Origin of the sequence: Candidatus Accumulibacter contiguus (assembly GCF_012940005.1) — a bacterium.
Taxonomy (GTDB): Bacteria; Pseudomonadota; Gammaproteobacteria; order Burkholderiales; family Rhodocyclaceae; genus Accumulibacter; species Accumulibacter contiguus.
Genome location: NZ_SPMX01000030.1, coordinates 1 through 20,177, shown reverse-complemented (window position 1 = coordinate 20,177; position 20,177 = coordinate 1). Strand labels below are relative to the sequence as shown.

Sequence of the window (20,177 nt, the reverse complement as noted above, 5' to 3'; positions counted from 1 at the left end):
CCCTGGTGAGGAGAGAATTCGGCGAGTAGCGTGGTCCGCCTTCTGCAAGGGCCGTGACGGATTGCTGCACTGCAGCTTGCCATGCACCAAATCTGTCTGTATGGTCGCTGCCTCAAGGTTATATCGTATACGATCTTCGGAGTTTTCACGCTCGCGCATGCCATCGCTCCTGGAACTTGTCGCTGCCCAGAAAATGCCACGCCTCAGCGCGTCGGATCACGTCGCGCAGACGCTCAAGAAGGCGATTGTCGACGGCTTGCTGCCGGCTGGAGAGTTGCTTCGCCAGGACGAGATCGCGATGCATTTCCACGTCAGCAAGATCCCCGTTCGCGAAGCACTCAAGCACCTCGAAGCCAAAGGCCTGGTGACCTTCCTGCGCAACCGCGGCGCCGTGGTGGCCTCGCTGTCGTCGGCCGAGATCGACGAGTACATGGAAATCCGGGCGATGCTCGAAGCACGCGCGGCGCGCCTCTCGGCGCCGCTGATCAGCGACCAGGCGATCGAACAGGCACGCCGGCATCTCGACGAATTCGACCAGGCCGGCGACGCCGCTCGCTGGGGCGAGCTGAACTGGCTGTTTCATTCGACGCTCTACACGGCCGCCGGAAGACCGATCCTGGTCGCCGAAATCCGTTCGCTGTACAACAAGGTCGAGCGTTACGTGCGCGCGCTCTTGTCGATGACCACCGGAATGCCCAATACCCTGCGCGAACACGCCGAAATCCTCGACGCATTCGTCCGCCGGGATCCCGACGCGGCGGCAGAACTCACTCGGGCGCATGTGCTCGATGCGGGTGCGTCACTTGTCAGTTACCTTACAGACCAACGTAGCAAAGGAGGAAACAAATGAACAAACAGATCCTGGCGGCCGGCTGCAGCCTGCTCTCCCTCGCGGTCAGCAATGTCTACGCCGATCACCTGGTGGCCATCGCCGGACCGATGACCGGTCAGTACGCCTCGGCGGGTGACCAGATCCGGAAGGGCGCCGAGATGGCGATCACCGACATCAACGCCAAGGGCGGCGTCGTCGGTGAGAAACTGAAGCTGGAAATCGGCGACGACGCCTGTGATCCGAAACAGGCCGTCGCCGTCGCCAACCAGATGGTGAACAAGAAGATCATCTTCATGCATGGCCACTGGTGCTCGTCATCGACGATCCCGGCGTCCGAAGTGTACGTCGAGGCCAACATCCCGGTGGTCACCGTGTCGACCAACCCCAAGGTCACCGACCGCGGCCTCAAGAACATTTTCGCCATTGCGGGTCGGGACGACCAGCAGGGCCAGGTGGCCGGGGCCTACCTCGCCGAGAAGTTCAAGGGCAAGAAGATCGCCGTGGTTGACGACAAGAGTGCCTACGGCAAGGGCCTCGCCGACGAAGTCGCCAAGGCGATGGAAGCCAAGGGCGTCAAGCCGGCCCTGCGCGAATCGATCACCGCCGGTGAAAAGGACTATTCCGGGCTGGTCAGCAAGCTCAAATCCGCCGGCGTCGAAGTCATCTCCTACGGCGGTTATCACACCGAAGTGGCGCTGATTCTGCGGCAGGCGCAACAGGCCGGCCTGAAACTGACGGTGATGGGCGGTGACACCATGTCCAACACCGAACTCGCGACCGCCGCCGGCCCCGAGGCCAACAACGTCCTGTTTACCTTCGGTCCGGACGCGCGCAAGAACCCGAGCGCCGCCGCCGTGGTCAAGAAGTTCCACGACGCCAAGATCGAACCGGAAGGCTACGTCCTCTACGCCTACGCCGCTTTCCAGCTCTTCGACCAGGCCGCGACCAGGGCCAAGAGCACCAAGTATGCCGACATCGAGAAAACGCTGCGCAGCGGCAGCTTCGACACCGTCATTGGCAAGCTGTCGTTCGACGCCAAGGGAAACAGTTCGGCGCCGGCCTTTGTCGTCTACCAGTGGAAGGATGGCAAGTACGACTACGTGAAGAAGTAATCCTGCAGCACCGGCAGGCCACCGGCAAGCGTCCGCCCCCGTCGGCGGACGTTTCGACAACCCCGCGCGACACCTGGTGTCGACGCCAAACCGACCGGAAGACAGCATGCGCGCCACTACCCACCTACTCCGCCAGCGTCTGCGCGAATATCACCGTATCGACGAAGCCCAGGTCATCGAGCAACTGATCCCTCTGGCGCGCTTCACCCCTTCCGAACAGCAGGGCATTCGTGAACGGGCAACGCCACTGGTGCAGACGGTGCGCGACAGTCGCCTCAAAAGCGGAGGCATCGATGCCTTCCTGACCACCTACGACCTCTCGTCGCGCGAAGGCGTGGTGCTGATGTGCCTCGCCGAAGCGCTGCTGCGCATCCCCGATGCGGCGACCGTCGATCGTCTGATTCGCGACAAGATCGGCAGTACCGAGTGGGAGAAGCGGCTCGGCACCTCGCACAGTACTTTCGTCAATGCCGGCACCTGGGCGCTGATGCTCACTGGCCGCATCGTCAATCTCGACAACGAGGACCGCAATCTGCGCGGCACCCTCAAGCGCCTCGTCGCGCGCACCGGCGAACCGGTGATCCGGCAGGCGGTGATTACCGCCATGCGCATTCTCGGCAAGCAGTTCGTGATGGGCCGCAACATTCATGAAGCGCTGGAGCGCGCCCGCAACGCCGAAAAAGCCGGCTACCGCCACTCCTACGACATGCTCGGAGAATCGGCGCGCAGCAGCGCCGACGCGCTGCGTTACTTCGAGTCCTACCGCGCGGCGATCCGGGCGATTGGCGACGCCGCCGCCGGCCGCCCGGCATACGAAGCGCCGTCGATCTCGATCAAGCTCTCGGCGCTGCATCCGCGTTACGAAGTCGCCAACGAGGGTCGCGTTCGCCACGAATTGTGGCCGGTCGTCAAGGAACTCGCGCTCCGTGCCAAGGCGCGCAACATCGGCTTCACGATCGACGCCGAAGAAGTCGATCGTCTGGAAATGTCGCTCGACCTGATCGAAGCACTCGCCACCGACGCCGAACTGGCCGGCTGGAATGGCCTCGGGCTGGCCGTCCAGGCCTACCAGAAGCGTGCGCTGCCGCTCATCGACTGGCTCACCGACCTGGCCCACCGCGCCGACCGACGTCTGATGGTTCGCCTGTGCAAGGGTGCTTACTGGGACGCCGAGATCAAGCTCGCGCAGGAGCGTGGCTTGCGCGATTACCCGGTATTCACCCGCAAGGCGTCGAGCGACCTCTCGTATCTGGCCTGTGCCCGACGCCTGTTCGCCCACCCGGAGGCCTTCTACCCGGCCTTCGCCACGCACAACGCACACACCCTGGCGGCCGTCGCCGAGATTGCGATCAGTGCCGGCGGCAGCGACGAATGGGAATACCAGCGCCTGCACGGCATGGGCGAAGAACTCTACGACCAGATCGTCGGCGGGGACCAGCTGGGACGCGCCTGTCGCGTCTATGCCCCGGTCGGCAGCCACGAAGACCTGCTGGCGTACCTGGTGCGCCGCCTGCTCGAGAACGGCGCCAACTCGTCTTTTGTGAACCGCATCGCCGACGCCAGCCTGCCGATCGACGCGCTGCTCAATGACCCCGTTGAAAGGACCGCCGCCCTGGCCGTCAAGCGCCAGACACGCATTCCCTTGCCGCGCGACCTCTTCGGCGCTGAACGCATCAATAGTGAAGGACTGGACATGAACGACAAAGCCACTCTCGAAGACCTGCGCAGCAGCATCGAACAGAGCCTGCGCGTCAGCTACACCGCCGCGCCGCTGATCGATGGCCGGCAGCGCAGCGGCGACAGCAAGGTCGTGCATTCGCCGGCCGACCAGCGCGACGGCGTCGGGCGCGTGATCGAGGCCAGCGTCGCCGACGTCGGTGAAGCCTTTGCTGCCGCGCAGGCGGCTTTTCCGGCCTGGGAAGGCACGCCCGCCAGCGCGCGCGCGTCACTCCTCGACCGCGCCGCCGATCTGCTGCAGGGACGCCTGCCGGAACTGGTCGCCCTGATCGTTCGCGAAGGCGGCCGCACGCAGGCCGACGCCGTCTCGGAAGTGCGTGAAGCGATCGATTTCTGCCGCTACTACGCGGCACAGGCCCGCGAGAAGTTTTCCGGGCCGATCCCGCTGCCCGGCCCGACGGGCGAGCAGAACAGCCTCTCCTTGCACGGCCGCGGCGTCTTCGTCTGCATCAGCCCGTGGAATTTCCCGCTGGCGATTTTCGTCGGCCAGATCGCCGCGGCGCTGGCCGCCGGCAACACCGTCGTCGCCAAACCGGCCGAGCAGACACCGCTGGTCGCCGCACTGGCCGTCGAACTGCTGCATATCGCCGGCATCCCGGCTGGCGCGCTCAACTTCCTGCCCGGTGACGGACGCATCGGCGCCGCGCTGGTCGCCGACCGCGCATGCGCCGGCGTCGCTTTTACCGGATCGACCGAGGTCGCGCGCCTGATCGCCCAGACGCTGGCCGGCAAGGACGGCCCGCTGGTGCCGCTGATCGCCGAAACCGGCGGCCAGAACACGCTGATCGCCGATTCGTCGGCATTGCCTGAACAGATCGTCCGCGACGTCGTCGCCTCGGCTTTCAACTCGGCCGGGCAGCGCTGCTCGGCGCTGCGCGTCCTGTATATCCAGGCCGACATCGCCGACCGCGTCTGCGAATTGCTCGCCGGCGCCATGCAGGAATTGTGCATCGGCAACCCGGCCGACATCGCCACCGATGTCGGCCCGGTGATCGACGAAGCGGCGCGTGCGCTCCTGGTGGCACACGCACGCTGGCTCGACAGCTTTGCGACGCCGATTTTCACCTGCCCACTCGACGAGGAAGCCACCCGGCACGGCACCTTCTTCGCACCGCGTGCCTACGAGATCGACAGTATCGCCCGCCTCGAACGGGAAGTCTTCGGGCCGATCCTGCATGTCGTGCGCTGGCGTGCCGAAGACCTCGACCAGGTCTGCGTGGCCATCGCCAATACCGGCTACGGCCTGACGCTGGGCATCCACAGCCGCATCGACGAAACCATCAAGCGCATCACCGACCGCCTGCACGTCGGCAACACCTATGTGAACCGCAACATCATCGGCGCCGTCGTCGGCGTGCAGCCCTTCGGCGGTGAGGGACTCTCGGGCACCGGTCCGAAGGCCGGCGGCCCGCATTATCTCTATCGCTTTGCCAGCGAGCGCACGCTCAGTGTCGATACCACCGCCGCCGGCGGCAACGCCGGGCTGATGGCGCTCGACGAAGGCGAGTGAACCACCCTCCGGCATTGGCAAGTTGCCTGCGCGCGTTATCTTATGGCACCCTGCGACCATATGACGACTCTATCGGGAGAAAGACATGTCCGCCACCGTTGAAGAACTTGAGGCCGAAGTGCTTGGCCTGCCTGCTGTCCAACGAGCTCGCCTGGTGGAGAAGCTCATCGCCAGTCTTGACGTTGAACCAGATGTTGAAAACGCTTGGGCGGAAGAAGTTGAAAGACGCCAGGGAGAGATAGAGCGTGGAACGGTGCCGCTGCTCCCCGGCGCTGAAACTCTCTCCCGCTTGCGGGCCGAATTTCAATGAAGTATTCGCTGCACCCTGAGGCGGAATCGGACCTTCGGGAAGCGGCTGAATATTACAGGGAGCGAGCCGGACCTGCTCTTTCGCAATCACTTCTTGCCGAGTTTGAGCGCGCGGTTCAACTGCTGATGCAGCGTCCGCTGCTTGGAGCACTGTGGCTCTACGGGAAGCGGCGATTGAATATGAGGCACTTCCCCTACGCCATCGTCTATATGATCGCCACAGAAGAAATTCGTGTACTGGCTGTCGCCCACCATAGCCGATCCCCCGGCTATTGGCGGAAGCGAAAGTCGCAGCCAAACCCTTAAACAGGTGAAGTTCGGACGCTGAACTATCTCATTACTGGACCCCCATGTTTGAACTCGATTCTGAGGTGCGATCATGACAAACAAAACCCATCTCTTCGTAAGCCTCTCTCCGGGAGCGATGCAGTTGATGAATACGCAACTGCTAGCAGTTCCATGCGGAACGGTTGACTTTCCCTTTCCTGATTACGTCATAACCTTTCGTCTGGATCGTTCAATCCCAGGGCAGGATTGCCGGCTGGACCATCTCGGCTCGCGAGACGAAACACGAGCCAAGATGGCGCATGAATTCCCGAGTGGCCTGCTTCCCGAGGACGTCACGCGGCTTGTCAATTTCGCGTACGAGGAAGCTTTGAGGTGTTTTGAACGGAATTGCTCCATGGCAGCCATTGGCATGTGCGGCCGCACGATTGAGACAGTCCTTGCGTCCTTGTACGCAAAGCAATTCGGCAAGCATCCATCAGAAGAGCAGAACCCTCCCGGACTCAACGCCATGATTAACAAGTTACGGAAGGAAGGGTACCGCTTCCCGGCCGGTATCAAAGAACGCATGGAAGTGATCGCTGTACATCGGAATATGGCAATCCACGGAAATATCGTGCTTCCAAGCCAGGATGAAGCACGAAGCACGATTTACCTTACGAAGGATGTTCTTCAACTGATCTCCCACAAGGCAACGAATGAGAGTGGGACCGATGAATCAAATACCTAACAGGTCCGTAAACCGGATCGCCATACAGCTACTCTTGTTGCCACTCCGAATTCCACATTCGCTTCATGCGCGCTACAGCTGCCTCGACTGAGACCATTCATCTCAATCGAGAGGATGCACTTGGTACGGCTCGTAGAAGCTTCAAAGAGTTACCGATAGCCCAGTAAAGCCGTGACCTGCGGTCACATCGCACGCAACAAGGAGGAGGACCATGGCTCTCGCACTTCAACAACTAATCAACGGACTGACCCTGGGGGCCGTCTATGGCCTGATCGCCATCGGCTACACGATGGTCTACGGCATCATCGGGATGATCAATTTCGCGCATGGCGACATCTACATGGTCAGCGCCTTCATCGCCGTGACCGTGTTCACGATGCTGGCCGGCTTCGGGATCAGTTCAATCCCGCTCTCGCTGCTGCTGGTGCTGCTGGTCGCCGTGCTGTTCACCTCGGTCTATGGCTGGACGGTCGAACGCATCGCCTACCGGCCGCTGCGCGGTTCGACGCGACTGGCGCCGCTGATCTCGGCGATCGGCATGTCGATCTTCCTGCAGAACATGGTGCAACTGACGCAAGGGGCACGTGTCAAGCCGATCGCGCCGGTTCTCGTCGGTGGCATCGATCTGCTGACGGTCGACGGCTTCACCGTCCGCCTCGCCTACTCGCAGATCCTGATCGTTTTCGTCACCGTCGCGCTGATGGCCGGCTTCACCTACCTGATCACCCAGACTTCCTTCGGCCGCCAGCAACGCTCGTGCGAGCAGGACCGGACGATGACCGCGCTGCTCGGGATCAACGTCGACCGCACGATCTCGCTGACCTTCATGCTCGGCGCAGCGCTCGCCGCCGTCGCCGGAGTGATGGTCACGGTCTATTACGGCGTCGTCGATTTCTTCATCGGTTTCGTCGCCGGCATCAAGGCCTTTACCGCCGCCGTCCTCGGCGGTATCGGCTCGCTGCCGGGAGCGATGCTCGGCGGCCTCCTGATCGGCCTCATCGAAGCATTCTGGGCCGCTTACCTGTCGGCCGAGTACAAGGACGTGGCCACCTTCAGCATCCTCATCCTGGTGCTGATGTTCCGCCCTTCCGGCCTGCTCGGCCGTCCTGAAGTGGAGAAAGTCTGATGTCCGCGCTCGTTCTCGCCCATCCCGGCGTCACCCCGGCCGAGCGCCTCAAGGACGCCGCGGCGCTGGCCCTGATCGCCCTGCTGCTCGGCATCCCGATGATCGGCCTGAGCACCGTCGACCAGGGCGGCGCGCTGCGCATCACCACCCGCTGGCCGGCGCTATTTTCATTCGTCGCCGTTTGCTTCGCCGGCCGCCTGTTGCTGCGCTATACCCTCGACCACCTGCGGGCACGCCGGCAGGCACGCGAACAGGCAGCGGAAGCGGTCAGCGCGCGCAGCCTGGCGAGCAGCCCACTGCTGACCTGGGTCGGCTGGATCGCACTCGGCGTCTCGCTGGTGCTGCCGATCGTTTTTTCCGAGAACCGCTACGTCGTCGATACCGCGACCACGGTGCTGATCTACGTGATGCTCGGCTGGGGCCTGAACGTCGTCGTCGGTCTGGCCGGCCTGCTCGATCTCGGCTATGTCGCTTTCTACGCGGTCGGCGCCTACACCTACGGCCTCTTGTCCACGCAATTCGGCTGGGGATTCTGGCAGGCGCTGCCGGTCGCCGGCGCCATGGCGGCGAGCTTCGGGATCCTTCTCGGCTGGCCGACGCTGCGCCTGCGCGGCGATTACCTGGCAATCGTGACGCTCGGCTTCGGCGAGATCATCCGCGTCATCCTGGTCAACTGGACCGAGCTTTCGGGCGGCCCGAACGGCATCCCCTCGATCCCGCGCCCCTCGTTCTTCGGCCTGCCTTTCAAACCGCCTGGCGACGATCCGACCTTCGCCTCGTTCTTCGGTCTCGAATATGCCCCCAACCACCGCATCATCTTCCTCTATTACCTGATTCTCGCGCTGGCGCTGCTCACCAACGGCTTCGTCTCAAGAATGCGCCGGCTACCGATCGGCCGCGCCTGGGAAGCGATGCGCGAAGACGAGATCGCCTGCAAGGCGATGGGCATCAACGCGCGCAACGTCAAGCTCTCGGCCTTTGCCATCGGGGCCATGCTCGGCGGTTTCGCCGGCGTCTTTTTCGCGGCCCGGCAGGGATTCATCTCGCCCGAATCCTTCACCTTCAACGAGTCGGCGATCATCCTGGCGATCGTCGTTCTCGGCGGCATGGGCAGCCAGCTCGGTGTCGTCCTCGCCTCCCTGGTGCTGGTGCTGCTGCCCGAACTCGGGCGCGACTTTGCCGAATACCGGATGCTGCTCTTCGGCGCGGCGATGATCCTGATCATGGTCTGGAAACCCGGCGGCATCCTCTCGCACCGCGAACCGACGCTGCGCTACCTCGCCGACGGCGGCCGCCGATGAGCGCCGCCCCGCTCCTGAGCGTCGAGCGCCTGAGCATGCGCTTCGGCGGCCTGCTGGCCATCGACGACCTGTCGCTCGACGTCGCCGCCCGCCAGATCACCGGCGTCATCGGACCGAACGGCGCCGGCAAGACCACCTTCTTCAACTGCCTGACCGGTTTCTACAAGCCGAGCCAAGGCAGCGTCCGCCTCAACCACCCGCAACGCGGCGTGATGCGCCTCGAACAGCTCGCCAGCCACCAGGTCGCGCGCACAGCCAAGGTGGTGCGCACCTTCCAGAACATCCGCCTGTTCCCGAAGATGACCGTCCTCGAAAACCTCATCGTCGCGCAGCACAACGCCCTGCAGCACGCCTCGCGTTTCTCGCTGGCCGGCCTCTTCGGCTTGCCCGGCTATCGCCGCGCGGAAGCGGCAGCGATGGACAAGGCGGTCGGCTGGCTCAAACACCTCCATCTGATCGACCAGGCAGACACCGCCGCCGGCGACCTGCCCTACGGCATGCAGCGGCGCATCGAGATCGCCCGCGCACTCTGTGTTGACCCGCTCCTGCTCTGCCTCGACGAACCGGCGGCCGGCCTCAACCCGCGCGAATCGGCCGAACTCAACGAACTCCTCAAACACCTGGCGCGCGACGAAGGCATCGCCATCCTGCTGATCGAGCACGACATGAGCGTGGTGATGAATGTCTCGGACCACATCTGCGTCCTCAACTACGGCCGCAAGATCGCCGAAGGCCCGCCGCTGCAGATCCAGCGCGATCCGAACGTGATCAAGGCCTATCTCGGCGAGGAAGATGCCGACGAACTGCAGGCCGACGAGTCGCATGCCAAGGAAGCCCTGCCTCCGGAGGCCCGGCGATGATGCTGCAACTGTCGGGCGTGCATGCCCACTACGGACACATCCATGCGCTGCACGGCGTCGACATCGACGTGCAGGTCGGCGAAGTGGTCACCCTGATCGGGGCCAACGGCGCCGGCAAGTCGACGCTGATGATGGCGATTTTCGGCCAGCCGCGCGCATCGGGCGGACGCATCGTCTTCGACGGCGAAGACATCACCAGTCTGCCGACGCATGAAATCGCCCGCCGCGGCATCGCGCTGGTTCCCGAAGGCCGGCGCATCTTCTCACGCATGACGGTGATGGAGAACCTGCAGATGGGCGCCGTGCTCGGCGAGGAGATGAACTTCGCGGTCGACTTGAAACGCATGTACACGCTCTTCCCGATTCTCGAGGAGCGCTGCCAGCAGCGCGCCGGCACGCTCTCGGGTGGCGAACAGCAGATGCTGTCGATCGCGCGTGCGCTGATGAGCCGGCCGCAACTCCTGCTGCTCGACGAACCCTCGCTCGGCCTGGCACCGCTGTACATCAAGAAAATCTTCCAGATCGTCCGCGAACTCAACCGCGAGCACGGCATGACCCTCCTGCTCGTCGAACAGAACGCGCACCACGCCTTACGCGTCGCGCACCGCGGCTACGTGCTGCAACATGGTCAGATCATCCTGTCGGGTAGCGGCCGGGAGCTGCTGGCCAACCCGGAGGTACACGCCGCCTATCTCGAAGGCGGTCACGCCGCGACGGCGACCTGAGCCTCATGGACAGCGGCAAGGCGCCGCCGCGCTGGCTCCCTTTTCTGATCCTCGGCGTCGGCCTGCTGGCGATCTCCTTCGGCGCCATTCTGGCGCGCTTTGCCCAGGGCTACGGCTTGCCGTCCCTGACCATCGCCACGCTGCGCCTCGGCCTCGCGGCGCTGATCATCACCCCGATCGCCCTCTGGCAGTCGAGCCGGACACTGCGTACGCTGAGCCGCGGGCAGATCCTGCTGACCTGCGGCGCGGGCTTCTTCCTGGCGCTGCATTTCGCCACCTGGATCACCTCGCTCGAATACACCTCGGTGGCCAGCAGTACCGCGCTGGTGACGACCAATCTGTTGTGGGTCGGCATCGCTTCGTTCCTGCTTTTTGGCGACCGCCCGAGCCGCCTGATGCTCGTCGGCATCGTGATTTCCCTGTCCGGCAGCGGACTGATCTTCTGGAGCGACAGCCGGGCAAGCGCCCCCGGCAGCAATCCACTGCTCGGCAACCTCCTCGCCATTGTGGGAAGCTGGTGCTTCTCGGCGTATCTCCTGATCGGTCGCCGCCTGCGCGCCAGCCTGCCGCTGCCGGCGTATGTCTGGCTCGCCTACGGCAGTGCCGCGATTCTGCTGGTTCTTGCCTGTCAGAGCAGCGGCACGCCCTTGACCGGATACAGCGACGCCGCTTATCTGGTGGCCCTGGGCATGGCGCTCGGCCCGCAGTTGCTCGGCCACACTTCGTACAACTGGTCGCTCAAACATGTTTCGCCGACCTTCATTGCGGTGGTGACGCTCGGGGAGCCGGTGGGAAGTGCGATGCTGGCGTGGGTCTTTTTCGGGGAAGCATTCGCGCTATGGCAGGGAGTCGGGTTTGTGATGCTGCTGCTCGGGATTTATCTGGCGGCGCGGGGGGAAAGGTAGCAAGCGAAGTCAGAGCCTCTGGAAACACGGCACGACGGTGTACCGTCCCAAACGGGTTCCCTTGATCATTGGATGCGCATTGGCGGTATGGGCAAATCTCTGCAGCCGAAGAAAAAAAACGTGCGCGCTCCCTCGCTGCTCAACGCAGCGACCTGAGCATGTCGGAACCTGACCGGCCAAACTGCTCTCTGCCGGCTGCCTACGTACGCCAGTCTATACCAGGGCGTCGAACGGGCTCCGAACACCTCGCCCGCCGCGCCTGAGCACATGCGTGTAAATCATCGTCGTGCTCACATCCGCATGGCCCAGGAGTTCCTGCACGGTGCGAATGTCGTAGCCGCTTTCGAGCAGGGAAGTGGCAAACGAGTGGCGAAGCGTGTGTGGGGTCGCTGGCTTGCTGATTCCGGCATGGCGCAGCGCATCGCGCATCGCACGCTGGATGCTCTGCGCTCCCACGTGGTGTCGGCGCACTGCCCCCGAGCGCGGATCGACCGATCGTTTGGCGGCGACAAACACATACTGCCAGGCCCATTCACGCGCGGCGTTCGGGTATTTTCGTTCGAGCGCCCATGGCAAATACACTTCGCCAAAACCGTCAGCGAGGTCCGCTTCGTGCAGCGTCTTTACCCGCGCCAGATGCTCGCTGAGTGGAACAAGCAGCTTTTCGGGCAGCATCGTCACCCGATCCTTGAACCCCTTTCCCTCCCGCACCAGGATCTCCCCGCGAGCGAAGTCCACGTCCTTCACCCGCAACCGCAGGCACTCCATGATGCGCATCCCGGTACCGTAGAGCAGTCGGAGGATCAGACCCACGGTTCCTTCGATCGGCGCCAGCAGGCGCTGAACTTCTGCCGGGGTCAGAACGACCGGCAGACGTTTCGTAGCCTTCGCCGACTCGACCTCATCCAGCCACGGCAGCTCAGTCTCCAACACTTCCTGGTAAAGGAACAATAGAGCGCTTTTCGCCTGGTTCTGGGTGGATGCAGAAACACGCCCCGCCACGGCAAGGTGAGTCAGAAATGCCTCCACCTCTTTTGCTCCCATTTCCCGCGGATGACGTTTGCCGTGGAAGAGAATGAAACGTCGCACCCACTCGCTATAAGCCTGCTCGGTCCGTATGCTATAGTGCTTGACACGGATGCGGTCGCTGAGCTGTTCCAGCAGCCGCCTGGGAGGTCGAGAAGCGCCGCCGGCATTGACGCAATTGCCCGAACTTTTAGTGAACGTGTCCATTGGGCACCTCCTTGTTTCGGTTGGAAATTTGCCGATAACTGTTCATGAGTACAGTATAATGACGCAAAGTAAATCGTCAAGTAGGATGTCCACTTCACGTTAGAAATCACAACGCCTCGAACTCTTGGATACCATCAAATGAAGACGAGCTTTTCTGGCTATTACCCACCAAGCGCAGAGCAATACGAACAACTCTGGAAAGAGGCCGTGATTGTTTTGGATACAAACGTTTTGTTGAATTTGTATCGATTGCCGACAACAGCAGGAGACGAGCTATTGGGGGTGCTAGAACTACTTAAGGAGCGCCTTTGGATTCCTCACCAAGTAGCGCTTGAGTTTCAGCGTCGGCGACTGACTGTAATTGCAAGTGAGCGCAAGGCTACAGAAGACGCGCTTTCGGCCACCAGTGAGCTAGTTGACGATATTAAAGCCAAGGTAGAGGGACTTCAGATCGACAAGCGAGGCTTGGGCATTGAGTCCCAGCCGCTATTGTCCGAATTGGAAAAGGCGAATGACCAGTTACTTGAAGCGATTAAGACTACTCATAACGCTCAACTTGACATATCAGCGTCCGACCCAGTACGTCAGCGTCTCGATGGACTTTTAGAAAATCGCGTCGGTACTGGGCCCGCCTCCCAAGCAGAGTTGGATGAACTCATTTCTGGGGGAGAAGATCGATTTAAGGAAAAGATTCCTCCCGGATTTGCAGATGTCGATAAAGAAAAGAATCCAAACGAAGCTACATTTATTTTCGATCACATCAAGTACCAGAGAAAATTTGGCGATCTAATTCTCTGGCGTCAGTTGATTCAGCATGTGAAGAATTCACAAATCAAGACTGTGCTGCTAATAACTGCCGACAGAAAAGAAGATTGGTGGTGGCGAGAGCAAGGAAAGACCGTTGGCCCCCATCCAGAACTGATTCGAGAAATTGGCAGGGAAGGCGGGGTTGATCTTTTTTGGATGTACTCGTCAGTACAGTTTGTGGAGCATGCAAACAAATACTCAACTGCCTCTGTATCAAACGAGTCGGTCGCCGAAATCAAACAAGTTGCACTATTCACTCCGGAAAACTCGCGCAATGTGCGTGAATTTCAAGGTCAGTCGCGGCAATTTTCCACCTCCAGCGCAGGCGACCTCGCATCGCGCTTCCTTAGCGATCGCATTGACACGCGCCTTATTGAGCAATGTGTCGAAGTTTGGCTATCTCGCCGTGGTGAATTGGTTGAGGCAAACCATCGCGGCTTCCCGGACTTTCTGGTTCGAAGTGATGAAGAGGTACATGGATACGAAGTCAAGTATCTACGTAGCTTCGACCGAATGCTGATGTCCCCCATTGTAGTAAATGGGCTCCTTCGCGGTTACCTAGAAATCAACGAGGGGCGCCTCTCTGGATTTACTTTGGTTATTGCAATTCCTGAAGACGACTTCTTTGAAATTATTGAATCACAAAGGAAACCCGAGCTATATGAAAGGTTAGCGCGACTGCTTGCCAAGTACCCCATAGATTCAATTGTTGTAGGCGCGGTAGTCGATGAGAAGTTTGAAGTTCTAGCTCATCAAAAGACCACTGGGCGTAGCGATGATTCGCTCATGTAACCCTGCGATTTCTAACTTCTCATTCCACCGGACGCTGCGCGATAGAGCCGCGCAACGCCGGTGAATTCAGACGTTATGCGTTAAGGAGGTTGATGCAAAATGAGTTGGCAAAGTGAATTTGATGCGGGTGGGCCAAGATGGGAGGGTAATGCTGCTGCTATTGCCGAAGAAAAGCGTCTTGAAAAAAATGATGGAAAAAATTGAGGGCAAGCAGAAACACTACACGAAGTGTCGATCAGACGAAATTAAATGAATTAGATGATGAAATGAAAAGATTGCACCTTAGAGAAAAGGAATTACTTCATGTTCTCGAAAAACACGCTTACTGAGCATCAAACGAAAGAAATTGAGTCACATATTTCTATATTGAGGAAGCATTTCTATGAGATTAAAGATGAATATGTGCGACTACGAAATGGCTAGAAGCAAAAAGTATTAACGCATAACACGGCACTCCAGCGGATCGGCTAACCCGCCGCTTCGCTCTGGGTTTGCCGACCGCTGAGTTTGGTCGTTAGGCGTCACACGCCGACATCCGACCACGCAGGAGGTTCGCTTGGAACAGTGGAAGCTTGAAAAGTTGCGGTCTTTGACCGACGAGGTTCGCGACCTGCATCCCTTGTTGAGGGCAGTATTTACGAACGACAAGACTATTTCACGCTTCGAGTACACCCATGGTAATGGTGAAATGGGTGCCGATTTTGTATTGGCGCGCTCAGACCCAACACTTGGGGATGAAAACTATGTTGGCGTTATTGTCAAGTGCGGAAACATCAGACAAGACCATGCTGATGTCAAGCGGCAGATAGAAGAATGTGCAGTTGAGAGGTTCTTTGACGGGGCAAAGCGGAAGATTTACCTCAATGAAACCTGGATTGTATGTAACGGTAGCATCTCTGGTGGAGCCGAGCGAAAGATCTTTGAAGAATACAAGTCTCGAAACATTAAGTTCGTCGGCGGCGAGCGCCTGGCTCAGATAGTTGAGCAGATTTACCCGCACTTCTGGAACGAGATTCCGGCTGGGCTGGGCACCTATTTGAAGTCCACGTTGGTGGAGATCGTCAAGGCAGAATCCTATAGCACCCTCGGGGCGCCAGGCATTAGCCTTGACGTAGCCCAAGAACTTTATGAAGTCGAGCCTACTCGCCCAGGTCAGAAGGTGGCAAGATATAACAAGTCACTACGAACGACTCTAGCTGGTGCGCTCAAGCAGCATCGAATTCTATTGGTAGAAGGCGGTATGGGGTCCGGAAAGACCACGCTCTTCCGCAAACACATGAAAGCGCTGTGCGAGCCAGATGAATTTCAGAAGAGCAAAACCATCCCCAAGCTCGTGCATCTTTCGGAGATTGCAGATGACGTTCAGGCGGGGCTAACGCGATTAGTCAACGATCTGCAAACTGCCCTAGAAGGTGCCGCAGACGGACGGATCTTGATCTTCCTAGATGGGGTAGACGAAGTTCGCAGTGCGACGGATGGTTCTCTACTTGGCGCGATTGAGTCAGTGGCGAGTGCGGTCCGAGCTACGAGCAATCTCACCGTAGCAATCGGATCTAGGCTGGTTTGGACAATTGAAGAGGGCGAGGAGATTCTGCGGCACTGCCCGCGATTTCGCATACTTCCGTTGTCGTTTGACCAGCTTGTTAAGGTTGTGCAACACAACTGTAGTTCACTTGACATTAGCGAAAAACTTCGGTTGGATCTTGGAAGATCCACGCTGTTGCGGGCAATACCTAGAACGCCAATGACGGCAATTTTGTTGGCAAGAGTGTTAAATGCAAATGCCAAGGAGATTCCGCAGACGCTTCCGGAGTTGTATTCGAAATATGTTGAACTTGCGCTTGGCCGCTGGGATATAAGCAAGGGACTAATGACAGAGCGAGAGTATCCCGTTGTGGTTACTGTGCTCTCTCGAGTTGCCAAGTACATGCTTGACAATGAGCTTCAGCAGCTAAATGTTAATGAAGTCATGCAGATGCTGGAGGATTACACACGAACACGGGAGGGTCTCCCCCCGCCTGTTGACATCTTTAAGCGAATTGAACAGCGCTCGGAAGTCGTAATTGTGAATCGCGAAAGGCAGATCTTTTCCTTCCGTCACAGAAGTTTGGCGGAATTTCTGCTTGCCTTGCACCAGAAGGAAAATCACGGAAGAAGTGCGCCGTTCACGAATCCATTCGAAGGCTACTGGCTGGGGGTAGAATACTTCTATCTGGGTCTGATTCAAGACGCGGGAACGAGAATCGACAAGCTCTCTGATCTCATGCTCGGCACTGAGCGTGAAAAGATGCTTCGGTTGCTCAATTTCGGAAATCTGATGCTTTCCGCATACCAAACCGAATACGCCCACATCGAACGGGCTGTCTATAGAGTTGTACTGGAGATGACAAGGCACTTTCTCGGGGTGCGATCGGGGCAAGTGGAGTCTAAGCTTGCGGTTCTACCTGAACTGCAATTCTTCGCCACGCTTAGTTATTGCTTGCGGGATAGTCTTGAGTATCAGTACTTTAAGAAGGCACTGGAAACTGCGCAGATACAGTGCCAATGCGATCTAGATCTAAAGGATGAAGAGCGCGCCATCGCAAGCTTCTTCATCGACGCAGTTCGGGCCGGCTTAAGCGAGAAGGACACCTTCAAGTTCCTGACTACGCAGGAGTTGGGTGCTCTTCCGTGGGTCGTGAAGCTTGGAGTTCAGCATGTGGTTCAGGATGACAAGATTGAGTTGGAGCATGTCACGAGGCTTGCAAAGAGAATCAAGAAGGCGCGACAGAACAACCCTGGACTTAGAACCTATCTGACAGAGCTCTACAAAGGTTCTATGGAGAAGTCGCGACCCAAGGTCGATTAACAAAAAATAGGAAATCCCCCGGCTCTGCCGGGAGAATGGAAAAGTTTGACATATCAGGGAGTCCATCAGGAAACTTCAAGCAATGAGCCGCCAAGCACACGAGTCTGCGTCCTTTGCCGCCCATTTGATGACCAGAATCAGCTTCGCATACGCCTTGAAACGGATGCGGTGTTCCTGATTCTGAGGCGCATCGAAACCGGGCTTTATCGTGCAGTCGTATCGCCAGCCCACGTCAAGGAGGTTGGGGCGATCTTGGAAACCAGCAACGGAAAATAGGGGACGTACCACGGTTTTCTGAGCCAGGATTGCATTCATGAAGCGCAAAATCTACGTTGAAACATCCGTCATCAGCTACCTGACGGCTCGCCCCAGCAAGACCATCCTCGGCGCCGCCCACCAGCAAATTACTCTGGCGTGGTGGGAAACACGCAACCAGTACGAACTGTTGGTGTCAGAGTCGGTCCTGCGTGAGTGTGGCGCTGGCGACCCAGATGCCGCCCAAAAGCGGTTGGCAGTGTTAAATGACGTGCCTTTGCTCTTAATCACCGAGCAGGCGCTCAATATTGCGGAGTCTTTGGTGAGGCAAGGAATCCTCCCACCCAAAGCGGTGGAAGATGCACTCCACATTGCGGTCGCCACAGTCAATGGCGTGGATTATTTGCTGACATGGAACTGTCGGCACATCGCAAACCCAGAGATACAAAGAGGCATTGCTGCTTACTTGGAACAGGTTGGTTTGTTCCTTCCGTTTATCTGCACCCCGGAAGAACTTCTTGGAGAAGAAAATGTTGAATGACGAAATCGTCGATGAAGTACGAGCCATTCGAGATACCCACGCCGCCAAGTTTGGCTACGACCCGCGTGCAATTTATGAAGACCTGAAGAAATCAGAGGCTGAGCATATTGCGGCTGGGCACCCATTTGTGCCTCCACCGTCTGTACCCCCAGTGCCCAACTCTTCATTGCAGCGGACTCGCTTCGCTCGCCGCTGAATTTGGACGTTAGCCGGCAAGGCCTGCCCTAGATGGTGAACTCGCATGCATCCTTTGACGCGACTGCGCTCATCAAACTTGCTGAGCGCGTCGAATACGAAGCTTGGCTTCTCGAGGCGGTCTATGTTCTTGTGGAGCAGGAGTTGTTTCCGTCTTGGCCCGACGCCGTTGTCTACCCGGTAGATAGGTCGAAAGCTCAGTTCTTCGCACATGCCCGCGGCAATATCGTAATCGGCGATTGGAGACCTGGTTTCCTTAACGCCGGAGCGCCTCTGGTTTTCGTCTCGACCTTTAAACTTCTCGACATGCTCGTCGAGTGGATCCTGGAGGAGAACGGCGTTCCTTCGACGTTCCGCTTTCAACAGAAGCTGAAAAGCGTTAAGGGCTCACCCATCTTCCCGCCATTGATCGAATCCCGGGTTTGGCTAAAGGAGCGCCTCATCGGGCTTTACAGCACACTAGAGCCGCTTCGCGGCACGATCATTCATGGCAAGCACTTTACCGCGACGGATGGTGCCATCCGAGTGTCGGCGTCGAAGAACGGCGTTGTAGGCCCGGTCGTGGAGATTGACCCTGCTCACCTTAGGAAACTTGCTCTTACCATCGTGAGCGTTCTCAGATACGTCGACGGTACTTGGGAGATCGATCAAGTTCGCGAGAAGATCTTGCGGCATGACTTGGACGAACTAGCGATGCTTCATGCGCTCCCGCCTCTGGGTCAGAAGCGACCCTTCCACACGTGCGTCCGACTTTACTTGACAAGCTCTGATCCGCTTCGGTTCGATCCGATGACCATACGTGAGGATCTCGCCGCGAGATACGTAGACCAAGACTGTTCTTTTGACTTGCGCATACTGATGGTGAGGGGCAGTGAGGTAGCTGAAGCCTACCTTCTGCCCTGGGCCTTATTTGCAGTCGAAGGGGCTGAATGGAAGCAACGAATTGATCTTCAGCAGTACAGAACTGTGATACCCAGTGACATTCAACCCGAGCATCTCCGAAGTGGTGCCGGCTAACCCGCGCATCGACACGGACGCCCAAACAGCGGCTTTTCGCCGCTGTTTGGCGCCGGTCATGCGCACCGTTGGCGGGCTTACTCCGACCAGTTCTCACCCGCAAAGGAGAGTAGATCATGCAAGGCGTCCGCGCTGTAATTGCCTGTGTGTTATCGGTGGCCATATCCGGCGTCGCATACGCCGATTTTGTCGCCGTTGGTCCCATAACGTCTAGCTCTTGCTCAAACTACATTCTCTTCGGCTCGTGTAAGACCGTGACTGTTGACGCCGTCGAGGTCGACGGAAAGCTCTATGAACCGCGGCGCCACTTTCAGGAAGTCACGTCATACGATGAGGAAAAGAACAAGTGCTCGGTCAGAGTTTCTCGGTCAACAGGCTTGTCAATGACAGGGGCCGTCGCTAAGGCACTTACGGCACCAACATTTCTCACGAAAACGTCGAGTGGCCTTGAGAAAATTGAGAACATTGAGTACATGTCATTCAAGTGTCGTCGGGCCTATTGATGCCGCCCCCCAACCCAGCAGTCAACCGGACCTGCGGGGGTCAAAAAGCTTGGGTAGAGCAACACGTTTTAGGGGACAGACCACGGTTTCCGAAAAAGGACCGAATTCATGAAGCGCAAAGTCTACGTTGAGACCTCCGTCATTAGCTATCTGACGGCACGCCCCAGCAAGACCATTATTGGCGCTGCCCATCAGCAAATAACGCTGGCTTGGTGGGAGCTCAATGCTCTCAACCTATCAGAACATAGTCATACCCCGTTTTTGTAAGCATGTGATAAATGTGGTTTTTTGGTGAAATTTCTGGGAGATGACCTGTTTGGTTTTATCTGGACGAGGTTCTTGATGAGTTCGTCGAAGACGGAGGCGACATTGTCGAGAGCATTGATGCCCTGGAGGAGCCAGCGTCCGAGGGTGCGCTTGATGCGAGAGAAGGTGTCGCCGCGGTTGATGAAGTAGCGTGGCGCGGGTATTGGGATCGAGGGATTCACTGGCGGCATGGACGGCCAGGGCATTGAGGTTGTCGCAGAGGTATTTTTGCGCCGAAGTCTTGTTGT

General features: G+C 58.8%; 19 protein-coding genes. 16 read left to right on the top strand and 3 right to left on the bottom strand.

The window, feature by feature from the left end:
* Positions 1 to 157 precede the first annotated feature (157 nt).
* From E4Q08_RS11905 to E4Q08_RS11855, 11 genes are all read left to right on the top strand, one after another.
* The gene (locus E4Q08_RS11905) at positions 158 to 850 is read left to right on the top strand and encodes a GntR family transcriptional regulator (protein ID WP_169070546.1); all 693 of its coding nucleotides are present in this window, start codon (positions 158 to 160) and stop codon (positions 848 to 850) included.
* Positions 847 to 1,944, top strand: coding sequence for a branched-chain amino acid ABC transporter substrate-binding protein (locus E4Q08_RS11900; protein WP_034917188.1), 1,098 nt, complete (start codon positions 847 to 849; stop codon positions 1,942 to 1,944). The genes E4Q08_RS11905 and E4Q08_RS11900 overlap by 4 nt, the downstream gene beginning before the upstream one ends.
* A gap of 106 nt (positions 1,945 to 2,050) precedes the next feature.
* Positions 2,051 to 5,191, top strand: a complete 3,141-nt coding sequence (gene putA / locus E4Q08_RS11895; protein WP_169070545.1) for a bifunctional proline dehydrogenase/L-glutamate gamma-semialdehyde dehydrogenase PutA — start codon at positions 2,051 to 2,053, stop codon at positions 5,189 to 5,191.
* Positions 5,192 to 5,276: 85 nt separating this feature from the next.
* Entirely contained in the window at positions 5,277 to 5,501 is a 225-nt protein-coding gene (locus tag E4Q08_RS11890; RefSeq protein WP_169070544.1) for an addiction module protein, read from the top strand.
* Positions 5,498 to 5,806 carry a type II toxin-antitoxin system RelE/ParE family toxin gene (locus tag E4Q08_RS11885; protein WP_169070543.1) on the top strand — a complete coding sequence of 103 codons (309 nt, stop codon included), beginning with the start codon at positions 5,498 to 5,500 and terminating at the stop codon, positions 5,804 to 5,806. Before E4Q08_RS11890 ends, E4Q08_RS11885 begins: the two co-directional genes overlap by 4 nt.
* Positions 5,807 to 5,879: 73 nt before the next feature.
* Positions 5,880 to 6,515, top strand: a complete 636-nt coding sequence (locus E4Q08_RS11880; RefSeq protein WP_169070542.1) for a DUF4145 domain-containing protein — start codon at positions 5,880 to 5,882, stop codon at positions 6,513 to 6,515.
* A gap of 211 nt (positions 6,516 to 6,726) precedes the next feature.
* Positions 6,727 to 7,641 carry an ABC transporter permease subunit gene (locus E4Q08_RS11875; protein WP_169070541.1) on the top strand — a complete coding sequence of 305 codons (915 nt, stop codon included), beginning with the start codon at positions 6,727 to 6,729 and terminating at the stop codon, positions 7,639 to 7,641.
* The gene (gene livM, locus E4Q08_RS11870; RefSeq protein ID WP_169070540.1) at positions 7,641 to 8,942 is read left to right on the top strand and encodes a high-affinity branched-chain amino acid ABC transporter permease LivM; all 1,302 of its coding nucleotides are present in this window, start codon (positions 7,641 to 7,643) and stop codon (positions 8,940 to 8,942) included. Before E4Q08_RS11875 ends, livM begins: the two co-directional genes overlap by 1 nt.
* Complete coding sequence (locus E4Q08_RS11865) at positions 8,939 to 9,802, top strand: ABC transporter ATP-binding protein (protein ID WP_169070539.1); 864 nt, start codon at positions 8,939 to 8,941, stop codon at positions 9,800 to 9,802. The genes livM and E4Q08_RS11865 overlap by 4 nt, the downstream gene beginning before the upstream one ends.
* Positions 9,802 to 10,527, top strand: a complete 726-nt coding sequence (locus E4Q08_RS11860) for an ABC transporter ATP-binding protein (protein WP_169070555.1) — start codon at positions 9,802 to 9,804, stop codon at positions 10,525 to 10,527. The genes E4Q08_RS11865 and E4Q08_RS11860 overlap by 1 nt, the downstream gene beginning before the upstream one ends.
* Before the next feature lie 5 nt (positions 10,528 to 10,532).
* Positions 10,533 to 11,432 (top strand): DMT family transporter, encoded by a 900-nt coding sequence (locus tag E4Q08_RS11855; protein ID WP_169070538.1) that lies wholly within the window; start codon positions 10,533 to 10,535, stop codon positions 11,430 to 11,432.
* Between the two features lie 213 nt (positions 11,433 to 11,645).
* On the opposite strand, the gene E4Q08_RS11850 is transcribed toward E4Q08_RS11855, so the two are convergent.
* Entirely contained in the window at positions 11,646 to 12,665 is a 1,020-nt protein-coding gene (locus tag E4Q08_RS11850; RefSeq protein ID WP_169070537.1) for an integron integrase, read from the bottom strand.
* A 138-nt stretch (positions 12,666 to 12,803) separates the two neighbouring features.
* Here E4Q08_RS11850 and E4Q08_RS11845 point away from each other — a divergent pair, with 138 nt between their 5' ends.
* Positions 12,804 to 14,264: a PIN-like domain-containing protein gene (locus E4Q08_RS11845; RefSeq protein WP_169070536.1), complete on the top strand. Its 1,461-nt coding sequence runs from the start codon at positions 12,804 to 12,806 to the stop codon at positions 14,262 to 14,264.
* A 556-nt stretch (positions 14,265 to 14,820) separates the two neighbouring features.
* The gene (locus E4Q08_RS11840) at positions 14,821 to 17,112 is read left to right on the top strand and encodes an NACHT domain-containing protein (RefSeq protein ID WP_169070535.1); all 2,292 of its coding nucleotides are present in this window, start codon (positions 14,821 to 14,823) and stop codon (positions 17,110 to 17,112) included.
* Positions 17,113 to 17,187: 75 nt separating this feature from the next.
* Here the strand turns inward: E4Q08_RS11840 and E4Q08_RS11835 are convergent, their stop codons facing one another.
* Positions 17,188 to 17,427, bottom strand: a complete 240-nt coding sequence (locus E4Q08_RS11835) for a hypothetical protein (protein WP_169070534.1) — start codon at positions 17,425 to 17,427, stop codon at positions 17,188 to 17,190.
* Here E4Q08_RS11835 and E4Q08_RS11830 point away from each other — a divergent pair.
* The 3 genes from E4Q08_RS11830 to E4Q08_RS11820 are packed head-to-tail and all read left to right on the top strand — an operon-like array spanning position 17,426 to position 19,120.
* Positions 17,426 to 17,908, top strand: coding sequence for a type II toxin-antitoxin system VapC family toxin (locus E4Q08_RS11830; RefSeq protein ID WP_169070533.1), 483 nt, complete (start codon positions 17,426 to 17,428; stop codon positions 17,906 to 17,908). The genes E4Q08_RS11835 and E4Q08_RS11830 overlap by 2 nt on opposite strands.
* Positions 17,898 to 18,104, top strand: a complete 207-nt coding sequence (locus tag E4Q08_RS11825; RefSeq protein ID WP_248594859.1) for a hypothetical protein — start codon at positions 17,898 to 17,900, stop codon at positions 18,102 to 18,104. Before E4Q08_RS11830 ends, E4Q08_RS11825 begins: the two co-directional genes overlap by 11 nt.
* A gap of 32 nt (positions 18,105 to 18,136) precedes the next feature.
* Positions 18,137 to 19,120, top strand: coding sequence for a hypothetical protein (locus E4Q08_RS11820; protein ID WP_248594858.1), 984 nt, complete (start codon positions 18,137 to 18,139; stop codon positions 19,118 to 19,120).
* A 751-nt stretch (positions 19,121 to 19,871) separates the two neighbouring features.
* Here the strand turns inward: E4Q08_RS11820 and E4Q08_RS11815 are convergent.
* Positions 19,872 to 20,177 (bottom strand): hypothetical protein (locus E4Q08_RS11815; protein WP_443984451.1); only part of this gene is annotated, 306 nt, incomplete at its 5' end.

Bases quoted from the DNA above. Each gene is read 5' to 3' on its own strand.
- E4Q08_RS11900 (WP_034917188.1), top strand. From the start codon at position 847: ATGAACAAACAGATCCTGGCGGCCGGCTGCAGCCTGCTCTCCCTCGCG.
- E4Q08_RS11855 (WP_169070538.1), top strand. From the start codon at position 10,533: ATGGACAGCGGCAAGGCGCCGCCGCGCTGGCTCCCTTTTCTGATCCTC.
- E4Q08_RS11830 (WP_169070533.1), top strand. From the start codon at position 17,426: ATGAAGCGCAAAATCTACGTTGAAACATCCGTCATCAGCTACCTGACG.
- putA (WP_169070545.1), top strand. From the start codon at position 2,051: ATGCGCGCCACTACCCACCTACTCCGCCAGCGTCTGCGCGAATATCAC.
- E4Q08_RS11885 (WP_169070543.1), top strand. From the start codon at position 5,498: ATGAAGTATTCGCTGCACCCTGAGGCGGAATCGGACCTTCGGGAAGCG.
- E4Q08_RS11850 (WP_169070537.1), bottom strand. From the start codon at position 12,665: ATGGACACGTTCACTAAAAGTTCGGGCAATTGCGTCAATGCCGGCGGC.
- E4Q08_RS11905 (WP_169070546.1), top strand. From the start codon at position 158: ATGCCATCGCTCCTGGAACTTGTCGCTGCCCAGAAAATGCCACGCCTC.
- E4Q08_RS11835 (WP_169070534.1), bottom strand. From the start codon at position 17,427: ATGAATGCAATCCTGGCTCAGAAAACCGTGGTACGTCCCCTATTTTCC.
- E4Q08_RS11890 (WP_169070544.1), top strand. From the start codon at position 5,277: ATGTCCGCCACCGTTGAAGAACTTGAGGCCGAAGTGCTTGGCCTGCCT.
- E4Q08_RS11820 (WP_248594858.1), top strand. From the start codon at position 18,137: ATGGTGAACTCGCATGCATCCTTTGACGCGACTGCGCTCATCAAACTT.
- livM (WP_169070540.1), top strand. From the start codon at position 7,641: ATGTCCGCGCTCGTTCTCGCCCATCCCGGCGTCACCCCGGCCGAGCGC.
- E4Q08_RS11875 (WP_169070541.1), top strand. From the start codon at position 6,727: ATGGCTCTCGCACTTCAACAACTAATCAACGGACTGACCCTGGGGGCC.
- E4Q08_RS11860 (WP_169070555.1), top strand. From the start codon at position 9,802: ATGCTGCAACTGTCGGGCGTGCATGCCCACTACGGACACATCCATGCG.
- E4Q08_RS11880 (WP_169070542.1), top strand. From the start codon at position 5,880: ATGACAAACAAAACCCATCTCTTCGTAAGCCTCTCTCCGGGAGCGATG.
- E4Q08_RS11845 (WP_169070536.1), top strand. From the start codon at position 12,804: ATGAAGACGAGCTTTTCTGGCTATTACCCACCAAGCGCAGAGCAATAC.
- E4Q08_RS11825 (WP_248594859.1), top strand. From the start codon at position 17,898: ATGTTGAATGACGAAATCGTCGATGAAGTACGAGCCATTCGAGATACC.
- E4Q08_RS11865 (WP_169070539.1), top strand. From the start codon at position 8,939: ATGAGCGCCGCCCCGCTCCTGAGCGTCGAGCGCCTGAGCATGCGCTTC.